This is a genomic window from Pseudomonas sp. KSR10, from assembly GCF_022355455.1.
Classification (GTDB): Bacteria; Pseudomonadota; Gammaproteobacteria; order Pseudomonadales; family Pseudomonadaceae; genus Stutzerimonas; species Stutzerimonas stutzeri_E.
Map to the genome: position 1 here is coordinate 1,385,844 of NZ_JAKOEN010000019.1, position 13,272 is coordinate 1,399,115.

11 protein-coding genes are annotated in these 13,272 nt (G+C 62.5%); 9 read left to right on the plus strand and 2 right to left on the minus strand.

Going from position 1 to position 13,272, the window contains the following annotated elements; genetic code table 11:
• Positions 1 to 50 precede the first annotated feature (50 nt).
• The 9 genes from MCB86_RS15255 (at position 51) to cysC (ending at position 10,283) form a co-directional block, all read left to right on the plus strand.
• Complete coding sequence (locus tag MCB86_RS15255) at positions 51 to 2,309, plus strand: ATP-binding protein (RefSeq protein ID WP_045164315.1); 2,259 nt, start codon at positions 51 to 53, stop codon at positions 2,307 to 2,309.
• Between the two features lie 13 nt (positions 2,310 to 2,322).
• Complete coding sequence (locus tag MCB86_RS15260; protein WP_045164316.1) at positions 2,323 to 2,808, plus strand: response regulator; 486 nt, start codon at positions 2,323 to 2,325, stop codon at positions 2,806 to 2,808.
• 70 nt (positions 2,809 to 2,878) lie between these two features.
• On the plus strand, positions 2,879 to 5,278 hold the full coding sequence (locus MCB86_RS15265; RefSeq protein WP_045164317.1) for a response regulator: 2,400 nt from the start codon (positions 2,879 to 2,881) through the stop codon (positions 5,276 to 5,278).
• Positions 5,278 to 5,841, plus strand: coding sequence for a biliverdin-producing heme oxygenase (locus MCB86_RS15270; protein WP_045164318.1), 564 nt, complete (start codon positions 5,278 to 5,280; stop codon positions 5,839 to 5,841). The genes MCB86_RS15265 and MCB86_RS15270 overlap by 1 nt, the downstream gene beginning before the upstream one ends.
• 162 nt (positions 5,842 to 6,003) lie before the next feature.
• Positions 6,004 to 7,344 carry an arylsulfotransferase family protein gene (locus MCB86_RS15275; RefSeq protein ID WP_045164319.1) on the plus strand — a complete coding sequence of 447 codons (1,341 nt, stop codon included), beginning with the start codon at positions 6,004 to 6,006 and terminating at the stop codon, positions 7,342 to 7,344.
• A 32-nt stretch (positions 7,345 to 7,376) separates the two neighbouring features.
• A complete protein-coding gene (locus tag MCB86_RS15280; RefSeq protein ID WP_239611393.1) occupies positions 7,377 to 7,640 on the plus strand; it encodes a hypothetical protein in 264 nt (87 codons plus the stop codon).
• Between the two features lie 80 nt (positions 7,641 to 7,720).
• Positions 7,721 to 8,437: a hypothetical protein gene (locus MCB86_RS15285; RefSeq protein WP_045164321.1), complete on the plus strand. Its 717-nt coding sequence runs from the start codon at positions 7,721 to 7,723 to the stop codon at positions 8,435 to 8,437.
• Positions 8,434 to 9,591, plus strand: coding sequence for a sulfotransferase (locus MCB86_RS15290; RefSeq protein ID WP_239611394.1), 1,158 nt, complete (start codon positions 8,434 to 8,436; stop codon positions 9,589 to 9,591). The genes MCB86_RS15285 and MCB86_RS15290 overlap by 4 nt, the downstream gene beginning before the upstream one ends.
• Positions 9,592 to 9,614: 23 nt before the next feature.
• On the plus strand, positions 9,615 to 10,283 hold the full coding sequence (gene cysC, locus MCB86_RS15295; protein ID WP_045164322.1) for an adenylyl-sulfate kinase: 669 nt from the start codon (positions 9,615 to 9,617) through the stop codon (positions 10,281 to 10,283).
• A gap of 5 nt (positions 10,284 to 10,288) precedes the next feature.
• Here cysC and MCB86_RS15300 read toward each other — a convergent pair whose 3' ends face one another.
• Both MCB86_RS15300 and glmS read right to left on the minus strand, forming a co-directional pair.
• Positions 10,289 to 10,984 carry a dihydrofolate reductase family protein gene (locus tag MCB86_RS15300; protein WP_045164323.1) on the minus strand — a complete coding sequence of 232 codons (696 nt, stop codon included), beginning with the start codon at positions 10,982 to 10,984 and terminating at the stop codon, positions 10,289 to 10,291.
• A gap of 435 nt (positions 10,985 to 11,419) precedes the next feature.
• Complete coding sequence (gene glmS / locus MCB86_RS15305; RefSeq protein WP_045164324.1) at positions 11,420 to 13,270, minus strand: glutamine--fructose-6-phosphate transaminase (isomerizing); 1,851 nt, start codon at positions 13,268 to 13,270, stop codon at positions 11,420 to 11,422.
• Positions 13,271 to 13,272: the final 2 nt, after the last annotated feature.

The following is a 13,272-nucleotide window of genomic DNA, read 5'->3' on the forward strand; positions in this document are numbered from 1 at the left end:
ATGGATGCCTGCTCATCGTTCAGCCCGCTCGGGCTCGACTAGGAGATATCGTGGCATCCACCCCAGCAAGCGACAGGCTCACAGAGGCGCTCGCCCAGTGCGCTGAAGAACCCATCCACATCCCCGGCAGTATTCAACCCCATGGGTTTCTGCTGGTGCTCCGCGAACCTCAGCTGACCATCGTCCAAGCCAGCGACAATGTCTTGCAGTGGCTCGGCGTCGAAGCCCATGCGTTGCTCGGCCAGCCCCTCGCCGAGCTCATCGGCGAGTGCGGCTTCGCCGAACGCCTGGCTGCGCTGGCCGAAGACGATCACAATCCGTTCCACCTAAGCGACATCAGTTTCACGCTGCCGGGTAGCAATGACCGGCCGACGTTCGCCTTGATGGCCCACCGCTACTCGGGCCGGCTCATCGTCGAGTTCGAGGCCGCGGGCAGTTCCGGCAAGGCCTACGACACGCTCTATCCGCTGATGCGAACCTTCGTGGTGCAGCTGCAAGAAGCGCAGGCGCTTGAATTCATCTGCCAACTGGCCGTGCGCGAAGTCAAACGCATCACCGGCTTCGGTCGGGTCAAGGCTTACCGCTTCGATGCCCAAGGCAACGGCGTGGTACTGGCAGAAGAAGCCGACGAAGGTTACCCGCGCTATCTGGGGCTGCACTTTCCAGCTTCGGATATTCCGCCACAGGCACGCCAGCTCTACCGCAACAACCTGATCCGCGTGATCCAGGACGCCAACTACCGACCCTCCCCGCTGGTACCCGCGCTCAATCCGGACACGGGTGAACCGCTGGATCTGAGCTTCGCCTCGCTTCGCAGCGTGTCGCCGGTACACCTACAGTACATGCGCAACATGGGCACGCTCGCGTCGATGTCGATTTCCATCGTCGTGCAGGGCGAGCTCTGGGGCATGATCTCTTGCCATGACGCCGCGCCGCGCACCGTGGGTTATCAGACCCGCACGGCTTGCGAGCTGTTGGGGCGAATTCTTTCGCTGCAGATCGAAGCCAAGGAGGCGGCGGCGCTGGCCCAGCGCAAGCTGGAATTACGTCGCCAGATCGTCGAGCTGCTTTCGGCAATGGCCGACCGCGACAGCGTCATCGAAGGCTTCAAGAATCTTCCGGCCGCCGTACTCGGATTCGCCAGTGCCGACGGCGCCGCCATCGTCTCGGGCGAATCCCACGAAATCATCGGTGAGACACCTCCACCCGAATTGCTGACCGCCTTGACGCTATGGCTGTCGCAGCAGCATGAGCGTCTGGTGTTCAGTTCCGATTGCGTTTCTCGCGACATTCCCGCCGTGCCGGAACTGGCCGCGCATTGTGCGGGCCTGCTGGCGGTGTCGATTTCGCGCCTGCATCCGCATTACCTGCTGTGGTTCCGTCGTGAGCAGATCAAGACCGTGAACTGGGCCGGTCAGACGGGCAAGCAATTTGACGGTCGCGGCGGATTGTCCCCGCGCGACAGTTTCGAGAACTGGCGCGAGACGGTGCGTGGCTACGCCCAGCCCTGGCAACCGGTGGAGCTGGAAGGTGCACTCGAACTGCGCACCGCAGTGCTCGGCATCGTGCTGCGTAAGGCCGAAGAAATGGCCCAGCTCGCCGGTGAGCTGCGTGAAAGCAACAAAGAGCTGGAGTCGTTCTCCTACAGCGTCTCGCATGATCTGCGCGCGCCGCTGCGGCATATCACCGGCTATGCCGAGCTGTTGGGCGAGCTCGAAGGCAGCAAACTCAGCGATCGTGGCCTGCGCTTCCTTGACAACATCGGCGATGCCGCCCGTTTCGCTGGCACGCTCGTCGACAATCTACTGAGTTTCTCCCAGATGGGCCGCGCCGCGCTGCGCCTGTCCGACGTGAATCTCAGCGCGCTGGTCGAATCCATCCGTCGGGAGTTGGCGCCGGACTGCGAAGGCCGGCAGATAGAATGGCACGTTCAGTCCATGCCCGTCGTGGTCGCCGACGCCGCGTTCATCCACATGGCCCTGCGCAACCTGATTTCCAATGCGCTCAAGTACAGCCGCACGCGTGAGCAGGCGGTCATCGAGATAGGCGCCGAACAGCGCGCCGAAGAAACCATCGTTTACGTTCGCGATAACGGTGTCGGCTTCAACATGCAATACGCCAACAAGCTATTCGGCGTCTTCCAGCGCCTGCATCGGATGGAGGAGTTCGAAGGCACCGGAATCGGGCTGGCCAGCGTGCGACGTATCATCGAGCGCCACGATGGGCAGGTCTGGGCGAACGGCGAAGTCGACCAGGGCGCGACCTTCTTTTTTTCACTGCCTCGCCTCGCTTACGCGTCATCCCTTTAGTACGAGACCCTTGATGCTCAAACCGATTCTTTTGGTAGAAGACAATCCTCACGACCTCGAGCTGACGCTGGTCGCGCTCGAGCGCAGTCAACTGGCCAACGATGTGATTGTCATGCGCGATGGCGCCGAGTCACTCGATTACCTGCTGCGTCGTGGCGACTATGCCCATCGCGCCGATGGCAATCCGGCCGTGCTGCTGCTAGACCTCAAGTTGCCCAAAGTAGACGGGCTTGAGGTGCTGAAAATTGTTCGCGAGACCCCTGAGCTGCGCAGCATACCGGTGGTGATGCTGACGTCCTCGCGTGAGGAACCCGACCTGACGAAGGCCTATGAATTGGGGGTGAACGCTTACGTGGTCAAACCGGTCGAATTCCGGGACTTCGTGGCCGCCATTTCCGACCTCGGTATCTTCTGGGCTGTGCTCAACGAGCCGCCGCCGGGATCGTTGCGGCTGCAACGCCAACGCCGGGATCGCCAGGACGATGAGGAGCAGAGCTGAAAGGCAGCGACTTTGAGCGACTCAGAAGCAGACTTTTATCAAGCCGTGCGACACCCGCAACAGGATGGTTATGCCACCGAAAAAAAACATCAGCCTCCTGTTCGTTGAAGACAGCCCGCACGATGCCGAGCTGGCGCTCCTGACGCTCGAACGAAACCATTACATCATCGAGACGGAAGTCGTCTACGACCGTGCCGGCGTTGTCGAGGCACTGCAACGACGGCGTTTCGATCTGATTCTTTCGGACTTGATCCTGCCGGGTTATTCCGGCAGCCAGGCCCTGCAGGACGCCAAGCAACTGGCCCCCGACACCCCCTTCATTTTCCTCTCCGGCGTATTCGGCGAGGAGCACGCGGTCAACATGATGCGCTCCGGCGCCGTTGATTACGTGCTCAAACAGAACCTGAATTTTTTGCCCAAGGCGGTCGAGCGGGCTCTGAGCGAGGTGCAGGAACGCCACGGACGCCTGCGCGCCGAAGAGGCGCTGCGCGAAGTGGAGGTTCGCGCTCGTCTGGCGATCGATGCGGCGGGCCTGGGCATGTGGGACTACGAGCTGGCAAGCGGCACGATGATTCTCGATCAGCGCTGTCGCACCATGTTCGGTCTGCCACCCGACGCAGCGGTGAACATCAGCGCGTTGGCGTCGTTCTGCCATCCGGATGATCTGTCGCGCATACGCGAGAAGGTCCGGGACACGCTTACGGACGAGGGCGACAAGGAATTCACCGTCGACTATCGCATTCTGCTCGGCGACGGGCGGGTACGCTGGGTGGAGACCCGCGGACAAGGCTTCTTCGAGGACGGCGCGTGCAAGCGCTTCATCGGCGTGGTGATGGATGTCACCGAGCAGAAACTGGCCACCGAAGCGCTCAAGCGCATGAACGAAACACTCGGCGAGCGCGTCGAGGCACGCACCCGCGAGCGCGACCGCACCTGGGAGCTGTCACGCGACCTGCTCGCGGTGATGCGCTTCGATACCACGGCCGTCGCGCTCAATCCGGTCTGGGAAGGCATGCTCGGCTGGCCGCGCGAAAAACTCACTGACCGACCGCTCTGGGCGCTGGTGCACCCCGACGACCTCAGCGCAACCCTCGAAGAAACCGAGCGGATTCGCCGGGGCCAAGTCACCGACCGCTTCGTCAACCGCATGCAGCACCGCGATGGCAGCTATCGCTGGCTGTCCTGGACCGCCGTGCCCGAGGGCGAAAAGATGTACGCCGCGGGACGCGACATCACCAGCGAGATCGCGGCCGTCGACCGGCTCGCGGCGGCCAACCGCGAGCTGACGGAACAGATCAAGGAACGTGAACGCATCGAGGCGACCCTTCAGCAGATGCAGCGACTGGAGGCTGTCGGCCAGCTCACCGCCGGCGTCGCGCATGACTTCAACAATCTGCTGACAGTGATCCTCACCAGCGCCAGCTTTCTCAAGAACGACCTGGAGCGTGGCGCGCCGCTGGCCAAGTCGCTGAGCCGCCTGCAATACATCCAGGAGTCCGGCGAGCGCGGTGCGACCCTGACCAGTCAGCTGCTGGCGTTCGCTCGTCGTCAGCAGCTAGCCCCGAAGGCGGTGGACCTCAACGACACGCTGGTCGGCATGCTCAGCCTGTTGCACAGCACGCTTGGTGGCTCCGTCACCATCGAAACCGACACCTGCGCCGGGCTCTGGCATGCACTGGTCGATCCGACCCAGATCGAGATGATCATCCTCAACCTGGCGATCAACGCTCGCGACGCCATGGGCTCTGGTGGCCGGCTCGCCCTCAGTACCGCCAACGCGGTGATCGACACACCCGCGCAACGTGCCGAAGAGCCGGGGCCCGGCGAGTACGTAGTGCTGTCGGTGAGAGATACCGGTTCAGGTATGAGCGACGAGGTGTTGCAGAAGGCCTTCGAACCGTTTTTCACCACCAAAGAGGTGGGAAAGGGTTCGGGGCTCGGCTTGGCCCAGGTGTTCGGCTTCGCCAAGCAATCCGGGGGTGGCGCGCGGATCGAGACCGAGCTGGGCGTGGGTACTACCGTCAGCGTCTACCTGCCTCGGGTTCGGGCTCCGGAGCTGACGATCGACGCGCCGGCATACTCACACAGCACACCGATCGGTGACGCATCGAACACCGTCCTGCTGGTGGACGACGATCAGAGCGTACGTGAAGTGACCGCGCAGATGCTGATCAACCTGGGCTATTCGGTGATCCAGGCGGAGAGCGGCCAGCGGGCCCTGCAATTGCTGAAAGACGGCACGACGGTGGATCTGCTTCTGGCCGACTTCGCCATGCCGGGCATGAACGGCGGCGAGCTGGCCCGCGCCGTTCTGTCGAGTTACCCGAAGCTGCCCGTGGTATTCATCACCGGCTATGCCGAGCTCGGCGAACTGGGCATGGGCAGCACGACGATCATCCAAAAGCCCTTCCGCGAAGACGATCTGGCCAGCAAGATTCTCGGCGCGCTCACCGAAACGAGTCCCGCCTGATGTCATCCCTGCGTCAATGGCTCCGCGACGCTAGCGCGCCGCTGCACCAGCGAGTCGATACGGCCTTCTCCCGCTTCGACCTGAGCGAACGCCAGGATTACGAACTTTTTCTGCGTGCACACGCTGCGGCGCTGTTCGCCCTGGAAACGGCACTCGAACAGGGCCCGATAGCACAACTGCTGAATGATTGGCCCGAACGGCGCCGCAGCGCGGCGTTACGGCAAGACCTGCAGGCGCTGCAGATCGCCCTACCAGCAGCGCTGAGTGTCCAACCGGGCAGCGACGAAGGCTGGTACTGGGGGGTCGTCTATGTGCTGGAAGGCTCGCGGCTCGGTGGCCGGGTGCTGTCCCAGCGTGTCCGCGCCGGCGGCTCGGGCAGTCCACTGCACTACCTCGCTCATGGCGAAGGCATTCCGTTGTGGCCGCGTTTTCTGGCGCAATTCGAGCAACGAGCAACGCGCGTCGACCGCGGCCAACTGCTGCTCGGGACCCAGCTGGCATTCGGCCGGTTTCTCCGGGCCGCCGAGTACGAATTGCAAGCGACCGCCTCGCCATCGCCTTAGCGCCGTCCGGCCATTTCTTCTTCACCTTCCCAACGATCGCTCCCTATGGGCGCAACGGCGAACCTGGTCCGGCTATGCGAGTCTCAACACGCAGCATTCACCGTTTCGTTAGCCAGAAACGGCCAGCAGCCAACTCGATATCGCAGCCCACCAGGGGGGTTCATGGACAAGGCAGATCGTGCCGGTTTCGTTGTATTCATCCTTGCCATTGCCTTCATCGCCTTTGTGGGTGGCGCGTTGGTCACGCTTTCGCAGAGCTTTCCTTATCGCTATCTGAACGACGCCTACAAGGCGGCTCACGCGGCGCTGGCCCAGCTCACCGAAACCGATCTCTACACCGAGACGCATCTATGGCGACAAGCACGGCGCCAGGAGCGGGGCGTAACCATTCATGATGCGCAGGGCGCGTTCGAGGGGCTGACGGTCTACACCTCAGGCGATGGCAGTTACGCCAACCTGATGGATATGCAGGGCAAGGTGATTCACCGCTGGCAGCTGCCCTATCGCGAGATCTGGAAACAGAGCCCGGCCGGCCGCACCCCAAGGCCGGAAGACAGAATTTACTGGGACAAGGTTCGCCTGCTGCCCAACGGCGATTTGCTGGTGGTGATCACCGCCGATAACGACACGCCTTGGGGCTACGGCCTGATCCGCATCGATCGCGACTCCAAGCTGGTCTGGGCTTACCACGGCGCTGCCCATCACGACCTGCACCTGACGCCGGACGGTCGGGTGGTCACCCTCACCCATGACTTCAGCGAGGAAGATATCCCCGGCCTGCAGGGTCTCCAACGCCCTTGGCTGGATGATTTTCTGGTGACCCTGGATCTGGAAAGCGGCAAAGAGTTGAGCAAGGTATCGCTGTCCCAGGCCTTTCTCGAGTCGCGCTTCGCCGAGCCGCTGTACCAGACGCCCAGCTACGCCACCGGCGATCCGCTGCATGCCAACAGCGTGCACTTTCTCGACGACCGGCAAACCGCTGCCTTCGCCCCAGCCAAGGGCCGACCGGGGCAGGTGCTCGTCTCGTTCCGCAACCTCAGCACCATCGCGTTGGTCGACCCACAACAGGGCGTCGCAACCTGGGCCACCACCGGCCCCTGGCTGGTCCAGCACGATGCCCGTGTGCTGCCGAACGGAAATATGACCCTCTTCGACAATGCGGCCAACTATCGGGAGGCGAATATTTCCCGGGTGCTGGAAGTGAACCCGGGCACCCATGAAGTGGTCTGGAGTTACGAAGGAAACGATGAGCAACCCTTTGAAAGTTACGTCCGCAGCTCTGCGGAAACACTGCCCAACGGCAACCGCTTGATCACCGAATCCGATGGCGGGCGCCTGTTTGAGGTCACTCAGGAAGGGAACATCGTCTGGGAGTTCATCAACCCGGTTCGGGGCGGTGATAACGAAGCCTTTATCCCCATCGTCTCATCTGGGCAACGGATCGCTTACGAAACGCTCGACGCGACATTCCGCGCCGTTATCGATCAGTCGCTGAACAGGTGAATGACATGAATTCACGGCACATCCGAAACAGCATGAATTTTCTTATCGTGACGGCCGCCGCGCTGCCGCTGGTTGCTAACGCCTATGTCGGTCCAGGCGCTGGGCTGGGGCTCCTGACGGCGCTGTGGGGTCTGTTGGCGGCAGTCGGAGTCGCGGTCTTCTACGTAGTGATGTGGCCGATCCGCCGCATGCGCCGGCGGCGCAAGGCCGAACAGGCCGCCGCTACGGCGCGCACTGAGGGAGCCGCGCACCCCACCATCGAGCCTGAACGTAGCCGGGATTCCACGCACTCCTGACCCGGCTTGCCGAGCCAGGGCAACGCCTGGAAGGCCGGCCGACATAGCAGCCAAGCGGCTGGTTGATTGGGAGGATTGTCATGGGAATTCTGGATCTGCCCGGACCGCTATTCGCCGCGATTGACAGCCTGATGGCTGCGCTGATGCCCGCTGGTGCACGCTTGGTCATCTGGGCCATCATGGCCGGCGCCGGCACTCTGCTGCTGTATCGGCTGATCTCGCCCCAGGCACGGATCGGGCAGGCCAAGCGAGACGCTCGCGAAGCCCGACGTCGACTGAACGAGTTCGACGGCGAATTCGCCGAGGCCGGTCCCTTGATCCGGGGTCAGTTCAGCGCTGCCTTTCGCCATCTTGGCCTGGTGCTGATCCCTACCCTACTCTCCATGTTGCCGCTACTCGCGCTGCTGACCTGGATCGATCATACCTACAGCTACGATTTTCCGGACCGAGACGATCCCCCGGTGATGATGGTCGAACCCGAACCCGATTTCGCTGAATGGATCGCCGACAGCGACATACCGCTGGTCCGCATCGGCGTTGCCGGCAGCGAACTGGTGGAAATCGCCTTAACCGCACCGATCCCAGTGATCGAGCGGCGCCAGTGGTGGAACTGGCTGGTCGCCAACCCCCTTGGCTATCTGTCCGGCGAAACCGGCCTGGAGCGCGTCAGCATTGACCTGCCACAGCGCGCCTACCTGCCTTTCGGCCCCCCCTGGATGCGCTCCTGGCTGGCCATTCTGCTACCAACCATGGTGCTGGTGTCATTGCTCACCTATCGCTGGGCGCGCGTGGAATGAACGATCTGAACGTCGCCAACATCAAGCACGAGACGCGCGATCCCGGTTTCACGGTACCGACCTGGATGCACCTGCTCAGCGGTTGGATCCATCGCAATCCGCAACTCTGGATCCGGCTCGGTAATCTGGAGACCAAGGCGGTCGCCGACGCCATTGAGGATGTGCGGGTGGATCGGCCGATCTTTATCGCCGGACTGGCTCGTTCAGGCACCACCGTGTTGCTCGAGCAGCTGGCTACGCACCCGCAGGTGACCAGCCATCGCTATATCGACTATCCGCCGGTACTGACGCCCTATTGGTGGAACCGCTGGCTGGAAATGGTGCCACGTGCGACCGAAGTCGCCAGGGAGCGTGCGCACCAGGACGGCATCAGCATCACCTCGCAGAGTCCGGAAGCCTTCGAGGAGGTTCTCTGGATGGCGTTTTTCCCCGACGCTCACGATCCGGATCACAGCTCGGTCATGGGGCGGCAACACGTCCATCCCGAGTTCGAGCGCTTCTACGCGGAGCACCTGCGCAAGCTGTTGGCCGTGCGTAAACGCCAGCGCTATGTCGCCAAGGGAAACTACAATCTGGTCCGGCTGGGATACCTACATCGTCTCTATCCCGAAGCCCGCTTCGTGCTGGCGATCCGCGATCCGATCTGGCACATCGCTTCGCTGATCAAGCAGCACCGCCTGTTCGTCACCGGCGAGAACGCAGAGCCCAGAGCCCTGGAACACATGCGTAGGGTCGGCCACTATGAATTCGGGCTCGACCGGCGGGCGATCAATACCGGCGACACCGCCCTGACCCGCAAGATCACCGAGCTCTGGGCATCGGGACGCGAAGTGGAAGGCTGGGCGCACTACTGGGCAGCCATCTACAGCTACGTGGCCGATGTGTTGGCGAACGACGAGGCGTTACACCAAGCCTGCCTGATGGTGCGCTACGAAGCCTTGTGCAGTGACCCGAGGACCACGCTGGCACGGGTTTTCGAACACAGTGACCTGCCCGTTACAGGTGACTGGTTGGACACCGCCGCAGCAGGACTGCACGCCCCGGGCTATTACCGTCCGACGTTCAGTGACGAGGAGCTGGCGCTCATCCAGACCATCACCGGTCCGGTCGCAGCCCGCTTCGGCTATGGCGAAGAGGCAGTTTCCAGAAGATGACTCAGCCCATTGAAGAGGTCCCCATGGCACATACCGGCGCCCCGCTGCACCAGGCCGAGCCGCCTGGCATCGAGGAAATCCCGCGGGTTGGCGCGAAGCCGGATGCGCATCTTTATCGGCATGCGATGACGGTGGACAAGGCCGCACGAGCCGCAATCAACGGTCAGAAGCCGTGTGTCCTGTGGTTCACCGGATTGTCGGGAGCGGGCAAATCGACAGTGGCGGACTTGGTCGAACAGCAGCTGCACGCTCTGGGCAAACGCACCATGATTTTGGATGGTGACAACGTGCGCCATGGGCTCAACCGCGATCTCGGCTTCAGCGACGCCGATCGAATCGAAAACATTCGCCGAGTGGGAGAAGTTGCACGGCTGATGGTGGATGCCGGGCTGATCGTGCTGGTCAGCTTCATCTCGCCGTTCCGCAGTGAACGGCAGATGGTGCGCACGTTGATGGAGCCGAGCGAATTTCTCGAGATTTTCGTCGACGCCTCGCTCGAAATCTGCGAAGCGCGCGATCCCAAGGGCCTGTACCGCAAGGCGAGGGCCGGCCAGTTGCCTAACTTCACCGGCATCGACAGCCGTTACGAGCCGCCGAGCGCGCCCGAGTTGCGCCTGCCAGCGGGCGAAGCGTCACCCGAGGTGCTCGCCGAACAGGTCATGGCGCTGCTACGCGCGCGCGCCATGCTCTGAACGAATTAGCCCTTCGGCGACTCCGTCTCGTATGCGTCAGTTTCTTCGCCAGCGATCTTTTCGCGTCGAGCCAATTCAGCGGCCGAGGGCGTATCTGCCTCGGTGGCGCCCAGCGCTAGCGGGCCGGCTGGTCGATAGGTACTGATGAGGACGCCCTTCGGCGTGCTGTGCGTGTCGACAAGGGTAAGGCTGCGCGGCGGCACACCCTGTTCGAATAGCCGTTTTCCTCCGCCGAGCATCAGCGGGAAGATCCAGAGGCGGTATTCATCGATGAGCTCGGCGGCGATCAACGATTGCAGCAGTTCACCGCTACCCCAGATATGTACCTCAGGCCCTTCCGTTGCTTTCAGCCGGCGGATCCCAGCCATGACATCGCAGTTTATGACCAGCGAATTGTTCCACTCGAGTTTTTCCAGGCTGCAGGTGGCGACGTATTTGATGGCCTTGTTGAAGGCCGTCGCGATGTAATTGTCGCCAGCGTACGGCCAATATGCTGCAAAGATTTCATAGGTGCGCCGCCCCAGGAGCATGTCGAACTCACCGGACAGAATCTCGCCGATCGCCTGGCCCAGGGCGTCGTCCCAGAACGGCATGACCCAGCCGCCGTGCAGAAACCCGTACCTCGGATCTTCCTCCGGCCCGCCAGGGGCCTGCATGATGCCGTCGAGAGTGACATGGGTGATGGCAATGATCTTTCTCATCAGCTTTCTCCAGTTCCCGTGGTTGCGTTATCCAGAGAACGAACGACGGGTGTCCTCGGTTTTTTGCTTCCGTTTCAGGTGGCGGGATATTCGTGTGCAAGCGTGCGTGGAGCCCGCCGACGATCCTCAACGACTTTCCCGGTCACTGAATCATCGAATGAGGGCGGCTGAAATCGACACCGCGATGAGCTAGGGCGCAGCATTGCGCACGCCGGAACCATTCCTTCAGCGAATATTCGATCTGCATGACAACGATGGAGAGTTCGCCGTCGCGGACCGCTTGATGATCATCGCCGAGGCACTACGCGCCGTTGGGGGTGAGACACGCCGCCCCTAGCGTCAGCATCCGTCTGGCAGAACGGAATGCCGCTGGCCGCCCCGAGCGAGCGTATCCCAGGAGGAGAGGATGAGGGAGCTCGCTCGGAACGGCGCCGCTTATTCCACCGTTACGCTCTTGGCCAGGTTGCGGGGCTGATCGACATCGGTGCCGCGCAGTACCGCGACGTAATAGGACAACAGCTGCAACGGCAGGGTATAGAGAATCGGCGCCAGTACGTCGTGTATGTGCGGCATGCTGACAATGAAGGTGCCCTCGCCGTTTTCGATGCCCGCTTCCCGGTCAGCAAAAACGATCAGCTCGCCGCCGCGCGCGCGCACTTCCTGCAGATTGGATTTGAGTTTTTCCAGCAGCTCGTTGTTCGGCGCCACGGTGACCACCGGCATATCGGCGTCTACCAGCGCCAGCGGGCCATGCTTGAGTTCGCCGGCCGGATAGGCCTCGGCATGGATATAGGAGATTTCCTTGAGCTTGAGCGCCCCCTCCATCGCCACCGGGTATTGCGCACCGCGTCCGAGAAATAACGTGTGGTGCTTCTCGGCAAAGTGTTCGGAAATCTTTTCCACGGTGGTGTCCATGGCGAGCGCCTCGCCCAGACGCGTCGGCAGACGGCGCAGCTCATCGATCAATTCCGCCTCCAGCGCCGGTGCCAGGGTGCCGCGTACCTGGCCCAATGACAGGGTCAGCAGCAGCAGGCCGACCAACTGGGTGGTGAACGCCTTGGTGGACGCCACGCCGATTTCCGGCCCGGCCTGGGTCAGCAGGGTGAGATCGGATTCGCGCACCAGCGAACTGATACCGACGTTGCAGATCGCCAGGCTGGCGAGGTAACGGCCCTCCTCGGCCGTACGCGCCTTGGCGTTGCGCAGCGCCGCGAGGGAGTCGGCTGTCTCACCGGACTGGGAGATGGTCACGAACAGCGTGTCGGGCTGAACCACCACTTTGCGGTAGCGAAACTCGCTGGCCACTTCGACCTGGCAGGGGATGCCGGCCAGCTCTTCCAGCCAGTAACGTGCAACCATGCCGGCATGGTAGCTGGTGCCGCATGCGACGATCTGCACGTTGCGCACCTTGGCGAACAGCTCGGCGGCCTGCGGACCGAAGGCCTGCACCAGCACCTGATGATCGCCCAGCCGGCCTTCGAGCGTGCGTTGCACGACCTTGGGCTGTTCGTGGATCTCCTTGAGCATGAAGTGACGGTACTCGCCCTTGTCCGCCGCTTCGGCGCCCTCGTGGTACTGCACGCTTTCGCGTTCAACGGGCTGACCTCCGACGTCCCAGATATGCACGCTGTCGCGACGGATTTCGGCGATGTCGCCTTCTTCCAAATACATGAAACGGTCAGTCACCTGACGCAAGGCCAGCTGATCAGAGGCAAGGAAGTTCTCGCCCATGCCCAAGCCGATCACCAGCGGACTGCCACTGCGGGCCGCCAGCAGGCGGTCGGGCTGCTTGGCGCTGACCACGGCCAGGCCATAGGCACCATGCAGCTCCTTGACCGCCGCCTTGAGCGCGACCGTCAGATCGCCGAACTCATCGAGCTTGTGGCGCAGCAGATGCACGATGACTTCGGTATCGGTATCAGAAACGAACACATAACCCAACGCCCTCAGTTGGTGGCGCAGGGCTTCGTGGTTTTCGATGATCCCGTTGTGCACCACCGCCAGGTCTTCGCCAGAGAAATGCGGATGTGCATTACGCTCACAGGGCGCCCCGTGGGTGGCCCAACGGGTGTGTGCAATACCCAGCCGACCGGCGAGCGGCGCCTGTTGTTGCGCCAGCTCAAGCTCGGCAACCTTGCCGGAGCGGCGCAGGCGATTCAGCTGACCGCTGGCATCCAGCACGGCAACGCCAGCGCTGTCATAACCTCGATACTCGAGGCGCTTGAGGCCTTCGAGCAGAATTGCAGTGATGTTGCGTTCAGCGACCGCGCCGACGATGCCACACATGA

What these genes read in the sequence shown, in the direction of transcription:
- MCB86_RS15260 (WP_045164316.1), top strand. Translation starts at nt 2,323, where the DNA reads ATGCTCAAACCGATTCTTTTGGTAGAAGACAATCCTCACGACCTCGAG.
- MCB86_RS15265 (WP_045164317.1), top strand. Translation starts at nt 2,879, where the DNA reads ATGCCACCGAAAAAAAACATCAGCCTCCTGTTCGTTGAAGACAGCCCG.
- MCB86_RS15270 (WP_045164318.1), top strand. Translation starts at nt 5,278, where the DNA reads ATGTCATCCCTGCGTCAATGGCTCCGCGACGCTAGCGCGCCGCTGCAC.
- MCB86_RS15275 (WP_045164319.1), top strand. Translation starts at nt 6,004, where the DNA reads ATGGACAAGGCAGATCGTGCCGGTTTCGTTGTATTCATCCTTGCCATT.
- MCB86_RS15280 (WP_239611393.1), top strand. Translation starts at nt 7,377, where the DNA reads ATGAATTTTCTTATCGTGACGGCCGCCGCGCTGCCGCTGGTTGCTAAC.
- MCB86_RS15285 (WP_045164321.1), top strand. Translation starts at nt 7,721, where the DNA reads ATGGGAATTCTGGATCTGCCCGGACCGCTATTCGCCGCGATTGACAGC.
- MCB86_RS15290 (WP_239611394.1), top strand. Translation starts at nt 8,434, where the DNA reads ATGAACGATCTGAACGTCGCCAACATCAAGCACGAGACGCGCGATCCC.
- cysC (WP_045164322.1), top strand. Translation starts at nt 9,615, where the DNA reads ATGGCACATACCGGCGCCCCGCTGCACCAGGCCGAGCCGCCTGGCATC.
- MCB86_RS15300 (WP_045164323.1), bottom strand. Translation starts at nt 10,984, where the DNA reads ATGAGAAAGATCATTGCCATCACCCATGTCACTCTCGACGGCATCATG.
- glmS (WP_045164324.1), bottom strand. Translation starts at nt 13,270, where the DNA reads ATGTGTGGCATCGTCGGCGCGGTCGCTGAACGCAACATCACTGCAATT.